Below are 14,924 nucleotides of genomic sequence, written 5' to 3'. Positions count from 1 at the left end.
CGGCGCCGGGCGGCGCTGATCGTATGACGCTGTGTCCGTTTCCCGGACGCCACGTCATACCGATCTCGAGAACGTACGATTTTCCGATGACGTCGACGACGCCCGAGGTCGAAACGGGTACGGCCCCGAAGAACGCGCGTGCGATCCTCGTCGCGCTGATCCTGGTGGCCGGTGTGGCCAACATCAATCTCGCGGTCGCGAACGTCGCGCTGCCCGACATCGGTAAGGCGCTCGACGCGAGTTCGACGCAGCTGAACCTGATCGCGGTGGGATATTCGCTGGGTCTGGCCGCGTCGGTGCTGTATTTCGGTGCGCTCGGCGACCGCCACGGACGTAAGCGGATGCTGGTGTTCGGCATGAGCTTGTCGATCCCGGCGTCCGTGGTGGCCGGATTCGCGCCCAGTGTCGAAGTCCTCTTCGGCGCACGACTTGTCGGTGGTATCGCCGCCGGTCTGGCGTTCCCCACGACGCTGGCGGTGATCACCGCTCTGTGGTCGGGGCCGCGCCGGACGCGGGCGATCGCCGCGTGGTCGGCGTTCGGCGGTGCGATCTCGGCGTTGGGACCGGTCCTGTCCGGGGCGTTGCTCGAGGTGTTCTCCTGGCACTCGGTGTTCCTGGTGACCCTGCCGCTCGCGGTCGTCGCGCTGGTCGCCGCATGGCGTCTGGTGCCCACCGACACCGGGGACGAGGCCGCGGTCGTCGACAACCTCGGCGGCATCGTCTCGATCGTGATGGTCGGGTCGCTGGTGCTCGCGATCAACTTCGCGCCGAATTCCGATCAGCGACTCCAGGTGTACATCCTCGCCGCGACAGCCCTCGTCGCCGGTGCCGGATTCGTCTGGCGTCAGCTGACCGTGCACGTCCCGCTGTTCGACCTGCGGATCGCCGCGCGACGCACCTTCTGGGTGGCCGCGGTGGGCGGTCTCATCGTCTTCGGCACCCTGATGGGTGCGATGTTCATCGGCCAGCAGTACATGCAGAACGTACTCGGTTATTCGACGCTCGCGGCGGGTGCGACGATCCTGCCCGCCGCGGCCGCGATGGTCGTCGTGGCGCCGCGGTCGGCCAAGCTCGTGCAGAGCATGGGCTCACGGTTCACCTTGCTGTCGGGGTATGCGTTCATCGTGGTCGGCCTGGTGCTCGCGATGCTCACCTGGGACGAGCATGCCCACTTCTGGCACGTCGGACTGGTGTACGTGCTGGTGGGTGTCGGTGTGGGACTGGCGGGTACGCCGGCGTCACAGTCGCTCACCGGCTCGGTCCCCGTACAGCGCGCGGGAATGGCGTCGAGCATGTCTGACCTGCAACGCGACCTGGGCGGCGCGATCCTGCAGTCCACCCTCGGGGCGATCCTGACCGCCGGTTACGCGAATCAGTTGCGCGACAGCATCGCCGGCTCTCCGCAGGCAGACCAGGTCTCCGAACAGACCGAGACCGCGCTGACCAAGTCCTTCTCCAGTGCAGAGGTGTTGGCCGAGCGCTACCCGCAGTACGCCGACGACATCATCGGTGCGGCGCGCGACGCGTTCGTCCAGGGCGACAAGGTCGCCTACGGAGCGGCGGCGTGCATCGTCGTCGTGGGCGCCACGGTGGTGTTCTTCTTCTATCCGAAACACGACGCCGAGCGCGCCGCGATGGCGGAGTACGCGGCTCAGCGCAGTCTGTGAACCGTCGGCGGGACTGAACCGCTCACCGCGGAGAGTCGAAGGCGGCCAGCAGCATTCGCGCGGCCATCGTGATGAGCGACTCGCGGTCGGAGTCGCGAGGACGCTGGAGCGCGATGCGCAGACACAGGCTGGCGGTCGCTCCCATGGTGAGGAACACCAGTTCGTCGATCGCCTGATCGTCGAGGTCGGGGCGCAGGCGTGAGGGGAGGATGCGCGCGAGTGGGAGCAACGGAGCCTCGACCTCGGCCCAGGCGTCACCGAAGCCGTTGTGCTGCAATTCGAGCGAGGCGCGCAGGACCGGTGCGTGGGACTCGAACGAGCTCACCAGCGTCTCGACGACGGTGACCATCGCATCCTGCGGTTGCTGATCCATCGCGCGACCGATGCCCCCGGCCAGGGTGGCGGTGATGTCGTGCACCGCGGCGAGGCGGAGTTCCTCGACGATCGCATCCATGTCGGCGAAGTAGCGATACACCGTTCCGATGCTCACGTGGGCGTGATCGGCGAGCTCGGCTGTGGTGGGCCGGCGCTCGGGGCGGCGCTCGAGAAGCGCCAGGGTAGACGTGAGGATGCGTTGCCGCATCTCCCGGCTGCGTTGTTGGCGGGGCGACTTGCGCGCCTGGTGTGATGCGGTTTTAGGGTTCGATGGTGGGCCCATGGAAAGTGAATAGTAAGTGAGGATCGCTCGTGTTCTCATGGATTCATGGAACCGAACAGTCCTTCCGGCCTCGTGAACACCGAGGCGGCCGTGCAGCGGTACGGCGCGGCGGGCCGGGTCTGGCTCGAGCAGATGTGGCTCGCCGACCCCCTGGCCGACGCGGTGGCGGCCGACAAACAGCCCGGCGGACCGACGACAGCGGTTCTGCGGACGGCGCTGGCCGACGGGATCGACGCCGTCACCGACGCCACGGCCTCGTTGCGCGACCTGTTCGCTTTCCTCGACGACGAACCGGACTGGGTCGATCACGACCGAATGGGTCGCGCCGCCGACGCGCTCATCGTGCACACCGCGCCCCTCGGGATCGTGCTCGGTGCCGCCTCGCTCGTGAGGGGTGCGGGAAACACGCTCGCCGGCAAGCCCTTGGCGATCACCGAGCGCTATGTGTCGCAACCCGCGGTGCGATCGGTCGAGGTCGGCGAGTGGTTGCGTCAGGTCATCACGCCCGGTGGAATGCGTCGCGACGGAGACGGTTTCGCCTACACGGTCCGGGTCCGGATGATCCACGCCCACGTCCGGCACATGCTCGGCAAGCGCGGCGACTGGGACCACGAGGCCTGGGGCGTGCCGATTCCGCAGCCGTACATGGCCTTCACCATGGCCGAGTTCGGTCACATCGCGATCGACGCGATGCACAAGCTCGGGGTGCGCTTCACCGATCGCGAACTCGACGACATCTATCACCTCTGGCGTTACGTCGGGCACGTCGTGGGTATGAGCCCGGAACTCAACCCCGCGTGCGAGGCCGATCACGTCCGCATCGAGGAGCTCTACCGCCTGACGTCACCGGGCCCCGGGCCCGACGACCGTGACTTCGTGGTGGCACTGACCGACGATTACCTGGGTCCCGAGCTGGCGAAGGTCCTGCCGGGGCCGTGGGCGCTGCGGCAGCGGATCGCCGGCGCGACGATGTACGGACTGCAGCGGGTCTTCATCGGCGACGCCGACGCCGATGCACTCGGAATCCCGGACGGGCCCCTCAAGCACGTTCTGGGCCGGGTGGGTCCGATTCTCGCGACGGCGGGTTCGGCGCAGCGGAGGTTGCGGGGCGAGCGGCGCAATCGGGCCCGGATCGAGGCGGCGTATCGAGCCCGCGATGCCGAGATGCGGCGGATGCGCCGGGATTACCGCATGTCCCATGACCTCGTCGACACCGCACCTGCCGCCTCGACGTCATCAGCGTCGTCGATCTCATCGACGCGCGCTCAGCCATCGAACCGGCCTGCGGCGGTGACGTCCTCGGTCAGGCAGTAACCCACCGAGACGGGTTGCGTGAACGCCCATTTCGTCTCCTCGTCGGTGCAGCTGACCGAGTCGTCGCCACGACTCACCGACTTGGCCACGATGGTGTTCGCGGCGGGCGAGGCGTTGCACTCCACCTCCCGATAGTCGGCGAGCTTGCCGCCGTTGAGCGGGATCTGATAGCAGGTGTCGACGGCGAAATTCGGTGTCAGGCAGAGCTTCTGGGACCCTTCGGCGAAGGTGAGCGCCGATGTGTTGGGAGTGCCGCATTCGGCCGAGGTGGCGACCTTGTCCGCGGCGTAGAACGTCAGCCCCTCGGTGCCCTCGCATTCGGCCTTGGTGGCCTCGACCTTGCCGTCGCCGGCCTCTCCGCCGATCTGCAGGCACTCACCGACGTCGATGTCGGACGCCTCCTCGACGGTCTGGGATCCGACGCTGACACTGCAGGCCGCCAGCACGGAGAACCCCATACAGGCGACGATGACGGTGGCGCGACGCCCGATCTGCCACAGGGGGCGGTCCACCGGCGGGATCGTCCCGGCGCCGGGTCCGGCGACGGCGGGAGAAGCGGGATTCGAGGGGGAGGGGCGCGACATCGTGGGATTCCAATCGTGAGGGTCGGCGAGTGCCCGGGGCGGGCGGCTCGATCGCGATCTGTTGTGGAATCGAGGATGTCGTGCGGCTCTTGGTGGAAACTTGAGGTCGGCTTGCCGGGGCTGGAGGCGGCGGTCCAAGCGGGCGGGTCACCGACGGAGGGTGCCCCTCGAGGTGCGCTCCCGATCCCCGCTCAGCGCTTCTCGAGCGAGGCGTCGAGCGCTTCGAGCTGTTCGGGGCGGACGTCGCGGAGTACTGCGAGGGTGGCGGTGATCGCGAGGTCGCAGGCCTCGTCGACACCGGCGCCGTCGACGATCAGTGCCCGGTGCGCGACGTCGAGACTCATCCCCAGCAGCAGTGAGGCGAGGGTGTCCGCGCTGGCGGCGATGTGCGCGCCTCGTTCGGCGTAGTTGTCGCGCAGGCGGGCGGCGATCCGTGGTTCGAGAGCGGCGTACAGCTTGCGGTCGCCGCCGCCTTCGCGATGGCCGATGAGGACGCGCAGTCCCGCCGGGTGACGTCGGGCGTAGTCGAACAGGCACTGCACCGAATACCGGGCGCGGGCACCGTAGGGCATGTCCTCGCTGGCGTCGTACACCTCGAACATGAACGAGGTGAAGGTGTCGAGCTCACGGGCCATCACGCGGCCGACCAGCTCGTCGCGTGATCCGAAGTGGGCGTACAGGGTCACCCGCGTGGTGCCGCCGCGTTCGGCGATGGCGGTCATCGTGGTGCGTTCGGCCCCGACCTCGGCGATGACCGCGCACGCGGCGTCGAGCAGTTCGTCGTCGGTGGGCCGGTTGCGGGTGCTGCGCGTCGGGCGAGCGACGCGTCCGTCATCCCGTGCGGGGGCGTTGTCCGCGGTGGCCACGTCGTTCTCGGTTCCGTCTCGTCGTCAGTCCGTGCGGTGCGCCTGCTGCCGCCGGCGGGCTACGAGGCGAGATCCTCGACGGTCCGGCCGAAGTAGGCGGCCTCGACTTTATCCCGGTGGTTCCGCAGCTCGCGCGCCGGAGCCGACAGCGCGACGCGGCCGTGGTGCAACACGATCGCCGAGTCGGCGATCCCCAGCGCGAGATCGATGTGCTGTTCGACGAGGACGACCGCCATCTGATGCTCGTCGGCGATGGAACGCAGCCGGGGCAGCAGGTCCTGGACCGCGACCGGCGACAGGCCCAGGCTCAACTCGTCGATGAGCAGCACCTTGGGGCTCGCCAGGAGTGCCTTGGCCAGGGCCAGCATCTGCTGTTCCCCGCCGGACAGGTTGCCGCATCGCCGGCCACGCATCGTCTTCAGCTTCGGGAAGTACTGGTAGACGGTGTCGAGTTCGGTTCCGTTGCGTCGTTTGGCGAGGCGCAGGTTGTCCGACACCGACAACCGGTGGAACACGCCACGGGTGTCGGGGACCAGGGTGACGCCGCGCCGGGCGTTGCGTTCGATGCGTCGGTCGATGGGATCGCCCAGGGCGGTCACCGTGCCGGACATGAGGCCGAGCGCGCCGATCGCGGCGAGCAGAGTGGTCGTCTTGCCCGCACCGTTGGGGCCGAGCAGTGCCAGGATCTCACCGGGCCGGACCGACGCACTGAGGCCTCGGACGGCGGGAACCCCGCCGTAGCCGACGGTGATGTCGTCGATCGTCAGCACCGCGGTCGTCGGGTCCGGTGTCGCCGGTCGGGGTCGGTCGGCCGCGGGTGACGGTTCGGCGTGCGCGCTCATCGCGTCTCCTTCGAGGCGTGCCCGGTGGGGCCGTTGTCTGACGGTCGTTCGGTGTCGAGACCGGGTTCGGACGGGTCGCCGGCCGTAGCCGGCAGATCGGCGACCGCGTCCGGGTCGACCTCGGGGCTGCCGAGGTAGGCCGAGATCACGGCGGGATCGTCCTGGATGGCGGCCGGTGGTCCGCTGGCGATGACCCGGCCGAAGTCGAGCACGTACAAGCGGTCGCACACGTCGAGTACGAGCGACATGTCGTGGTCGATCAGCAGGATGCCGATGCCGGTCGCGGCGATCCGGCGGAGTTCCGTGCCGAAGTCCCGGCTCTCGTGGGTGTCGAGTCCGGCGGCCGGCTCGTCGAGCAGGACGAGTCGGGTCCCACCCACGAGCGCGCGCGCGACACCCACCAACTTCTGTTGTCCGAGAGTGAGTTCCCCGGGCAATTGGTCGGCGGCGTCGGCCAGCCCGACGAGATCGAGTGCGTGCGAGATGACGTCCGCGGGTGGCCGGGAGCCGTTGAGCACGTCGGACAGCATCGCCCGGATGCCGACCGGTTGGACGGCGACCGCCAGATTCTGGGCGACGGTGAGGTCGGTGAACAGCTCGCCCGCCTGCCACGTGCGGGCCATCCCCGCGCGTCGGCGACGATGCGGGCTCGCCTTCTCCAGGCTCTCCCCGCGCAGCGACACCCGGCCGGTGGACTTGGTGAAGCCGGTGACGGCGTCGACGAACGTCGTCTTGCCTGCCCCGTTGGGTCCGATCAATCCGACGATCTCCCCGGCGCCGACGGTGATGTCGATGTCGGAGTTGGCGCTGACGCCGCCGTATCGGACCGACAACCCGCCTGTTTCCAGCAGCGTCGGGGGAGCCGTCTGCGGCTCCAGTGTCGTCTCAGACATGTGCACCTGCCTGTGCGCTCTGCGCCGCACCCGGCGCTTCCGGGTGTGGGGTCGGTCCGCGGCGGTGGGAACGTATGCGCTCGCCGAACTCCGACATCGCGCCCGCGACGCCCACCGGGTTCAGCACCGCCATCAACAGCAGGCTGCCGGCCGCGAAGAGCTCGTAGTACTCACCGAGGCTGAGGGTCTGGTTGAGGAACACGTAGCCGACGCCCAGCGGTCCGATGATGCCGGCGAGGACCGCGCCGGCGAACGACGTGATGCCGCCGACGTAGGTCATCGCGAGCAGCGTGAGGCCGATCATCACGGTGAACGAGCCGGCCGACAACTGGCCGCGGCTGTAACCGATGAGGCAACCGCCGATGCCGGCCAGGAACGCCGAGAGCGCGAAACCGAGCAACTTGGTTGCGGCGACGTTGATCCCGACCGATGACGCCGCACGTTCGTTGGAGCGCACGGCGAGGAAGGCCCGGCCGGTGGAGCCGCCCATGAAGCGCAGCACCACGAGGGTCGCGATCGCGACGACGATCAAGACCATCAGCGAGAACCGGATCGTGACCAGGTTGGTGCCGTCGCGCACCCCGAGATCGAGGCCGAAGAGTGTCGGGTCCGCGATGAGGTTGCCCTCGAATGAGGTGATGGCCGGATTGTTGAAGACGAAGCTCTGGATGGCCAAGGCGGCAGCCAATGTCACGACGGCGAGCTGGGCCCCGCGGATGCGGAGCGCGGGTACGCCCACCAGGACACCGAGGCCGGTCGCGATGAGGGCCGCGAAGATCATGCTGAACGGGAACGGCACGTTCCAGTTGGTCGTCAGCTTCGACAGTGCGAAACCGGCCGCACCGGCAAAGGCCATGCTGGCCAACGAGATCTGACCGAGATAACCGGTGAGCAGTACCAGCGACAGCGCGATGAGGGTGAGGATCACCGAGGTGACGACGCCGAATCGCCAGCTGCCCGACGTGAGCAAGATGGCCGCGACGACCACGGCGATACAGATGGTCGTCGGGATCACCCGGATGCGCGGGATGCGGACCGCGGGCATCCGCACCTCGCCGAGTGAACCGCGAGAGGGGATTCGACCGCCGAGCAGGAACAGGGCGATGACGACGATGACGAACGGGACGGCATCGCCGAGCCCGGCCTGCGCCCATTCGGGCCACCAGTCCTTGGTGGTGAGCCACGTGATGACCGACTGGAAGGCGCCGAGCACAAGCCCTGCGGCGCAGGCGATGCCGAACGATGTGAGGCGGCCGACGAGTGCCACCGCCAGCGCCGGGATGACGAAGAACGTGTAGCTGGTCTCGGTGAGTCCGATGGTGAACGACGCGAGTACGACGATGAGCCCGGTCGCCGCTCCGGTCAGCGCCCATACGATTCCCGCGAGGCGGTCGGGGGAGTAGCCGGAGAGTCGTGCGGCCAGTTCGTCTTCCGAACCGGCGCGGGTGGCCACACCCAGCGTGGTCAGCCGGAAGTACGCCCACAGGACCAGCGAGATGACGATGGCGACGCCGGCGAGGATCAGGTCCGAGACGTTGACGACCGCACCGGCGATGTCGACGGTGGTCTCCGGCAGGATCGACTCGGCGAAGAGGTTCTCGGTCTCGAAACGCAAGTGCACGAGTGCCTGGATGAACAGCATCAGGCCCACCGAGGCGACCACCTGCGCGAGCACGGGGGCAGACCGTAGCGGCCGGAAGATCAGCACATGGGCGAGCAGCGCCCAGACCACCGCGCTGAGTACGCCGAGAACCACCGCGAGCTCCATCGACGTGGGATCGCTCTCGCTACCGAGGCGCAGTGTGCCGATGGGCAGGACGAGGCTGCCGTCGGTGCGCAGTGCCGCGACGAGGTAGACCGAGTACAGGCCGATGGCGCCCTGCGCGAAGTTGATGATGCCGGTGGCGGCATAGATGCCCACGAGGGACGAGGCGAGCACCGAGTAGATGGCACCGGCGGAGAGTCCGAGGAAGACGAACTGGAGGAACTGGCCCATGTGGCGTACTCATTCGTTCGGCGCGCAGGCGATCTCACGCGCGTGCGGGTGCGGATGGAGCAGAGTCGGGTGTGGCGGGGTGGGTGTCCACCCCGCCACACGCGACCTGCGTCAGTAAGCGCCCGGAATGCGCTGCAGCGCAGCCGGAAGCGGGGTGATGAATCCGCCGGTGGCGGGTTCGGTCTTCTTCTCGGCGACGACGTCGAACAGCAGCATCTCGGTGGTGCAGTTCGGCGTGGTCGGCTTACCGCAGTTGAGCTTCGGGCCGATGAAGGACTGGTAGTCCGTCACGGCCTTCAACGCACCGAGCACGTTGGGTCCGGTGTAGTCGGTCACCTTGGCGTTGTTGAGCGTGATCGCGAAGTCCGCGAGGGTCGCGAAGGTGCCGTACGCGTAGAACCCGCCGGTGCCGCCCTGCCCGTCGATGAACTTCTGGGCGATATCGAGGTTGGCCTTGGCCGGTTCCGGTGCAGAATCCTTGGCCGGGGGTTGCCAGATCGGTGAATACGTCTGTGCGCCAACTGCTTGCGCACCCATCGTGTCGATGAAGTCGGTGCAGGCGGCCATGAACATGGTGCCCTCGTATTTCACCGACCGCAGCGACTGTGCGAGCTTGGTGCACACGTTGTCGTTCTGCGAGGTCATCAGTCCGGCGGCGGCGGGGTCGCCCTCGGCCAGGGTGGTGGCCAGCGAGGTGAAGTTCGGTCCGGTCGGCGGGTAGTAGACCGACTTGACGTCGATGCCGAGCTGCGCCCCGAGCGGCTTCATCAGTCCGTCGAACACCTGGTGCGCCTGCGGCAGGTCGGCGTTCGCGAGGGTCAGGGAGTTCTTGTTCGACGCCTTGAGCTGCTGCATGAAGCCGACGAGGAATGCGGCGGGCGGCGGCCCGAAGTACACGCGGTTCTCGGCCGACGCGCCGGTCGAGGTGTTGAAGGGGATCTGACCGACCAGCGGGATCCCGGCCGAGGTGAGAATCGGTACCGCGGAGGCGGACTCGGCGTTGTAACCGTCGATGGCGGCGACCACGCCGGCCTCGACGAACTGATTCGCGCACGACACCGTCGATTCCGGTGCCGTCTGATCGATGCCGCAGTCGACGATCTCGACGGGGCGTCCGCCGATGCCGCCGATCTGGTTGTTGATGTAGTCGAGGGCGGCGTCCTTGCCGGTGGTCACGCCACCCTGCGTCGCCGGTCCCTTGGTGGGGTTGAACAAGCCGATCTTGATGGCCTCGCCCGAGGCCTTGGTGCCGCTGGAGTCCGCGGCTGAACCGTCCGACGATCCGCCGTCGTCGCTGCTACACGACACGACCGAGAAGATGCATGCCGCGGCGACGGCGACTGCCGCCAACCGTCCGGCTCTCCTGCGTGAATTCGACCAACGCATGTTTCGACTGCCTTTCCCGATGATCTCCGGGCACGACGACACCGCCCTGTGAGAGGCCATGGCGACATCGCCCCGGCGGGGCTTCGAGGTGAATGGGGTTCGATCAACCCAGTGCTGTGCCCGGGTCCGTGATGTCGGCACCGTCCGCCCTGGTCACGGGCGGTGAGTCCGCGTCGGATGTGATGTGGACCACTCGAAAAGTAGCCATATCCTTACGCTGGTGTCAAGCTGTTGAGCCAAACTGGACCCACACTGCAGCCATGCCCACGCACACTGCCCGTCGCGATGAGTTCGCAACGGGCAGTGGGACAAACGATTCAGTGCGGCGAGTCCGCCGCCGGGGGTCAGCGAACGGTGACGCGGCCGTTCGCCTCGACGGTCACCTCGGCGGTGTAAGCACGCACCAGGTCGAGGCGCTGCCAGGAGGCGCGACCTGGCCTCTGGTCGTCCAGCGGGTAACCGGGCGGGAGCGCGGTCTGTGCGAGTACCTGTCGTCGTTGGTCGACGGTCAGGTGCGGAAAGGCGCCGGCGATGAGTCCGACCGCCTGTTCCGGTACGACCATCGGATGGGTCGGCGACGCGACCCGCCCGAATCCGTAGGTGAGACGCTTGTCGTAGACGGCCCGCGCCTCGGAGTCGGTCAGGTACGGGGTGTCACGCGCGATGCACGTCGACAGGCTTGCGCCGCAGCGCCATTCGAGCTCCTTGCGGATCTCGGTCGACGCGGCGGTGAGCAGGCGACGGAACTGCGGGTCGTTCCAGCGGTCGGCCGCCGCGGCCTGACCCACCATCGCCCCGCCGATCACGTCGAGTGGGTAGTGCACGCCGAGCACGATGCGGTGGTAACCGCCCTCGGACGCCCGGGTGAGCAACTGTGGCCCGAATTCGGGAAGCATCGACGCGAGGAGCGCCCCACGCCAGAAGAACAGGCCGGCGTGACCGGAGGGGAACGACGGGTTGCTGCCGAGCGCGTCGTACTCGCTGGCTCCGGCGCGCATGTACTTGCGGATGCGTTGGGGCGCGACGATGAAGGGTCGCTCGTAGCCGAAGGTGTACTTCTCGACGAAGGTCGCGTTCGCGACACCGCCCGCGCGCGCCAGGTAGTCGCTGAGGAGCGCCGTGGTCTTGGGCAGTCGCCCGGCCGCGAGGGCGTCGCGGAAGTGACGTCCCAGGCGTGCGCCGAAGGCGTCGGACATCGTCCACAGCGGGTCGTCGTGCGCGTCGGCGAGAGCGCGACGCTGCAGGGCGGGATCGTCGGCCGCGGACTGGTTGACGGCGACCGCCGTCTCGAGGTTGCGAGCCATGACCTCGGGGTGGTTGCGGCGCAGCGGGTCGAACGAGTCGATGGGCTCGAGGTAGACCCCGCCCGGATACGACGAGATGTCGGACGCATACAGCCGCGCGATGTCGGTGACGGGAAACGGCGTCGGGTTCGGCCGCGCCGGGGCGGCATGCGTGGGCGCCGCGAGCGTGAGGGTGGCCGCGACGGCGGCGGCCACACCGATCGTCGACGTGATCAGGCGTGAGGTCCGGGATCTACGAGGTGTCGTGAGCGACGGTGTCGACGGGGTCTGGGCGGCGCTGTCCGAGATCACCCCACGATCGTAGAGGTTCGTTGCGCCCATCGGTGGCCGGCGCCCGCCACCCCACGACGACGCTCCGGGTACCTGCCTCACCGCAGTGGCAGGCCCTGCTCCAGCAGGTCGATGGCACGCAGGGTGGTCTCCAGTTGCGGCATGTCGCGATTGTCGTCGAGTTCGGTCGCGAGGTGAAAGGTCACCCCGGCGACGGCGTCGAGGAAGACCTTCAGCCGGAAATCGTCGGGTGCGATCCCCAGGTAATCGGCGATCAGCTGCGTCATGTCGGAGATGATGCGTTCGGACTCGACCTGAAAGGTCTTCTGTAGCAGCGGTTCGGTGCGGATCAGTTGCATGCGCAGCGGATTGCCCACCCAGGGGTCGTCGATGGTGAGGCGGTGCAGTTCGGTCATCAGTTGCCGGATGAGGTCGAAGTGGCTGAGCCCGGGCGGCATCGACTCGACGATCGCGTGCGCCTCGGCGTGCAGGTGCTCGTCGCCGATGACCACTTGTTCCTTGGATGGGAAATAGCGGAAGAACGTGGTGTGCGAGACACCGGCGGCCTCGGCGATCTGCTCGACGGTTGTTCCGGCATAACCCTGTTCGGCGATCAAGGTGATGGCGGCCTGCCGGATCGCGTTGCGGGTGCGGAGTTTGTTCTGCTCGCGCAGGCCCATCCGGCGCCCCGGGGTGTCTCCCGGGGCGCCGGTGGGGGCGCTCGCCGTCAGGCGGTCGGCCATGTGTCCTCAGCGGTCATGAGATGCCTTGTCGCTGCAGGCCTTGTCGCTGTGAGGCCTTGTCACCGTCAGGTGCTGTCGAACAGATGTCACCTCGCGGGAACCGGCTCCCTGGTCCCCTCGGGATCCTCGAGCCCGCGATGGCGGACGGCTTCACCCTCGATGTCGAAGTTGATGACGAAGCGGTCCAGCCAGCGCGGCAGGCTCCAGGCGCGGTCGCCGAGGAGCGCGATGACCGCGGGCACCACCAGCATCCGGATCACGAAGGCGTCGAAGAAGACCGCCGCCGCGAGCGCGAAGCCCATCATCTTGGCGGTCGTCTCCGGGGAGAGCATGAACGCGGCGAAGACGCTGATCATGATGATCGCCGCGGACGTCACCACTCGGGCGCCGTGCCGGTAGCCCGCGACGATCGCCTCCTTGGCCGACATCCCGTGGATGTACTCCTCGCGCATTCGGGTCACGAGGAACACCTGGTAGTCCATCGCGAGGCCGAACACCACGCCGATCAGGAAGATCGGCAGGAAGGAGATGATCGGCTGGGTGTTCGTGATGAGGCCGAGCCAACCCTCCTGGAAGATCGCGACGGTGATTCCGAAGGTCGCCAGCACCGAGAAGATGAAGCCGACCGTGCCGATCAGCGGCACCCAGATCGACCGGAACACCCCGATCATGATCAGGAACGCAAGTCCGACAACGACGATCAGGTAGGGGATCAGCGCGTCGTCGAGCTTCTGCGACAGGTCCGACATGATCGCGGTCTGGCCGCCGACATGCAGTTCGGCACCGCGTTCGGAGACTACCGGTGCGAACTCACGGATCTGCTCCATCAGCTCGTGTGTGGCCGCCGACGACGGTGAGCTCTCCGGGGTGACGATGATCAGCGCGGTGTTGCCGTTCTGGCCACCGTCGTTACCGGTCCAGGTCAGTGCCGCCGGATTGGAGACGTCACCGAGACCTGCGATGTGCCTGACGGTTTCGTCGGCGACGGTCTTGATCGGGTTGTCCTCGTCATGCACGACGACGAGCAGCGGTCCGTTGATGCCCTCGCCGAATCCACGGTTGAGCAGTGCCTGGGCGGGCGCCTCGGCTTCGCTCGTCATCGACAGGCCCAGTTCCATCTTGGTCGCCGGGATGGCGGCGCCGGCCAGCGCGAGCAGTCCGAGGACGATGAACGGGATCGGCCATTTGACCACCGTGCGGCCGACTCGGATGCCGAGTGTGTCACTGGATTCGGACTCCTCGGCGTGTCTGATCCAAGGGATTCGCGGCACGAACGCGAAGTGTCCGAAGGCGCCCAGGAGTGCGGGGATCAGGGTGAGGGCGGCCAGGACGGCGATCAGTACCGCCACACCGGCGCCCGCACCCATCTGCGTGATGATCGGGATGCCGATGACCACCAGCGCGACGACGGCGATGATGACGGTGAGTCCCGCGAACACCACCGCGGATCCCGCTGTGCCGACAGCCCGTCCGGCCGCGTCCGCCGGCGAGCCTCCCCGTCTGAGCTCCGCTCGATAGCGGGAGACGATGAACAGCGCATAGTCGATGGACACCGCGATACCCAGCATCGTGACGATGGCCGTCGCGGACTCGTTGATGGACAGCACCTCGGCCGACAGGTTGAGCAGCATGATCGTGATCGCCACCCCGACGATCGCGGTCACCAGCGGGATGAAGGCGGCGATCAGAGCGCCGAAGGCGACGATCATGACCACGAACGCCACCGCGAAACCGATCAGTTCGGCCGCGCCACCCGGTTCCATCACCTGCATCAGCGAACCGGTGGCTTCGACCTGCAGGCCGTTGCCCCGGTTCTCGTCGAGGATCTTGACCAGTTCATCCCGGTTCTCGACGGTCAGGTCGAGCATCTCGATGTTCTGACGGACCTGGATGAGTCCGACCCGCCCGTTGTCGCCGACGACCGACGGCGCCATGGCCGGTTGCGCCGCCGCGACGACCAGCGGGTTCACCACGGTCTGCGGATCGATCACGTCGGGAAGGGTCCGCAGGTCCTCGGCGAGCTTGTCGATCTGGGCGGCGTGGTTCTGCAACCCGTCGTCAGCGGCCACGAGGATGCTGGTCGACGCCCGTTCCTGCTGGGCCATGACCTGCGGGAAATACTCCTCGACCTGTTCGGTGGCGATCCCCGAATCGGTACCCGGCAGGCTGAAGTCCTTGGCGAACTTCGGCTGGAGTGTGCCGACGAGGCCGGCGACCGCGATGAGTGCGACCAGCCAGACCGCGATCACCGCCCATTTGTGCCGGAAGGAGAACCTTCCGAGCTTGAACAGATATGACGCCATGGGGTGGAACCCTTCCGGTACTTCGAGCGCAGGAGTCGGCCTCGGACCCGAGAGCGACGGTGACGTCCAAAATGGTACCCACTAACACTCGTTACTCA

12 protein-coding genes are annotated in these 14,924 nt (G+C 67.6%); 2 read left to right on the top strand and 10 right to left on the bottom strand.

The window, feature by feature from the left end; all coding sequences use genetic code 11:
* Positions 1 to 86: 86 nt before the first annotated feature.
* Entirely contained in the window at positions 87 to 1,667 is a 1,581-nt protein-coding gene (locus ACSUZC_RS21100) for an MFS transporter (protein ID WP_439030405.1), read from the top strand.
* 22 nt (positions 1,668 to 1,689) lie between these two features.
* Here ACSUZC_RS21100 and ACSUZC_RS21095 read toward each other — a convergent pair whose 3' ends face one another.
* On the bottom strand, positions 1,690 to 2,250 hold the full coding sequence (locus ACSUZC_RS21095; RefSeq protein ID WP_439033192.1) for a TetR/AcrR family transcriptional regulator: 561 nt from the start codon (positions 2,248 to 2,250) through the stop codon (positions 1,690 to 1,692).
* A gap of 120 nt (positions 2,251 to 2,370) precedes the next feature.
* Between ACSUZC_RS21095 and ACSUZC_RS21090 the strand changes: the two genes are divergently transcribed.
* Entirely contained in the window at positions 2,371 to 3,639 is a 1,269-nt protein-coding gene (locus tag ACSUZC_RS21090; RefSeq protein WP_439030404.1) for an oxygenase MpaB family protein, read from the top strand.
* Here ACSUZC_RS21090 and ACSUZC_RS21085 read toward each other — a convergent pair.
* The 9 genes from ACSUZC_RS21085 to ACSUZC_RS21045 all read right to left on the bottom strand — a co-directional run bounded on the left by ACSUZC_RS21085 (position 3,591) and on the right by ACSUZC_RS21045 (position 14,826).
* Positions 3,591 to 4,223 (bottom strand): pyridine nucleotide-disulfide oxidoreductase, encoded by a 633-nt coding sequence (locus ACSUZC_RS21085; RefSeq protein ID WP_439030403.1) that lies wholly within the window; start codon positions 4,221 to 4,223, stop codon positions 3,591 to 3,593. The genes ACSUZC_RS21090 and ACSUZC_RS21085 overlap by 49 nt on opposite strands.
* Before the next feature lie 191 nt (positions 4,224 to 4,414).
* Positions 4,415 to 5,089 (bottom strand): TetR/AcrR family transcriptional regulator, encoded by a 675-nt coding sequence (locus tag ACSUZC_RS21080; RefSeq protein ID WP_439030402.1) that lies wholly within the window; start codon positions 5,087 to 5,089, stop codon positions 4,415 to 4,417.
* Between the two features lie 59 nt (positions 5,090 to 5,148).
* Positions 5,149 to 5,931 carry an ABC transporter ATP-binding protein gene (locus tag ACSUZC_RS21075; protein ID WP_439030401.1) on the bottom strand — a complete coding sequence of 261 codons (783 nt, stop codon included), beginning with the start codon at positions 5,929 to 5,931 and terminating at the stop codon, positions 5,149 to 5,151.
* Complete coding sequence (locus tag ACSUZC_RS21070) at positions 5,928 to 6,824, bottom strand: ABC transporter ATP-binding protein (protein ID WP_439030400.1); 897 nt, start codon at positions 6,822 to 6,824, stop codon at positions 5,928 to 5,930. The genes ACSUZC_RS21075 and ACSUZC_RS21070 overlap by 4 nt, the downstream gene beginning before the upstream one ends.
* A complete protein-coding gene (locus tag ACSUZC_RS21065) occupies positions 6,817 to 8,820 on the bottom strand; it encodes an ABC transporter permease (RefSeq protein ID WP_439030399.1) in 2,004 nt (667 codons plus the stop codon). The genes ACSUZC_RS21070 and ACSUZC_RS21065 overlap by 8 nt, the downstream gene beginning before the upstream one ends.
* A 111-nt stretch (positions 8,821 to 8,931) precedes the next feature.
* Complete coding sequence (locus ACSUZC_RS21060; protein WP_439030398.1) at positions 8,932 to 10,206, bottom strand: ABC transporter substrate-binding protein; 1,275 nt, start codon at positions 10,204 to 10,206, stop codon at positions 8,932 to 8,934.
* 344 nt (positions 10,207 to 10,550) lie between these two features.
* Complete coding sequence (locus tag ACSUZC_RS21055) at positions 10,551 to 11,801, bottom strand: phosphatase PAP2 family protein (RefSeq protein ID WP_439030397.1); 1,251 nt, start codon at positions 11,799 to 11,801, stop codon at positions 10,551 to 10,553.
* Between the two features lie 77 nt (positions 11,802 to 11,878).
* On the bottom strand, positions 11,879 to 12,523 hold the full coding sequence (locus tag ACSUZC_RS21050; RefSeq protein WP_439030396.1) for a TetR family transcriptional regulator: 645 nt from the start codon (positions 12,521 to 12,523) through the stop codon (positions 11,879 to 11,881).
* An 86-nt stretch (positions 12,524 to 12,609) separates the two neighbouring features.
* Positions 12,610 to 14,826, bottom strand: coding sequence for an MMPL family transporter (locus ACSUZC_RS21045; protein WP_439030395.1), 2,217 nt, complete (start codon positions 14,824 to 14,826; stop codon positions 12,610 to 12,612).
* Positions 14,827 to 14,924 lie beyond the last annotated feature (98 nt).

The sequence above is a fragment of the Gordonia terrae genome (assembly GCF_051789125.1).
GTDB classification, from domain to species: Bacteria; Actinomycetota; Actinomycetes; order Mycobacteriales; family Mycobacteriaceae; genus Gordonia; species Gordonia terrae_A.
The sequence above is the reverse complement of the archived record's forward strand: the minus strand, read 5'-3'. Positions and strand labels throughout refer to the sequence as shown.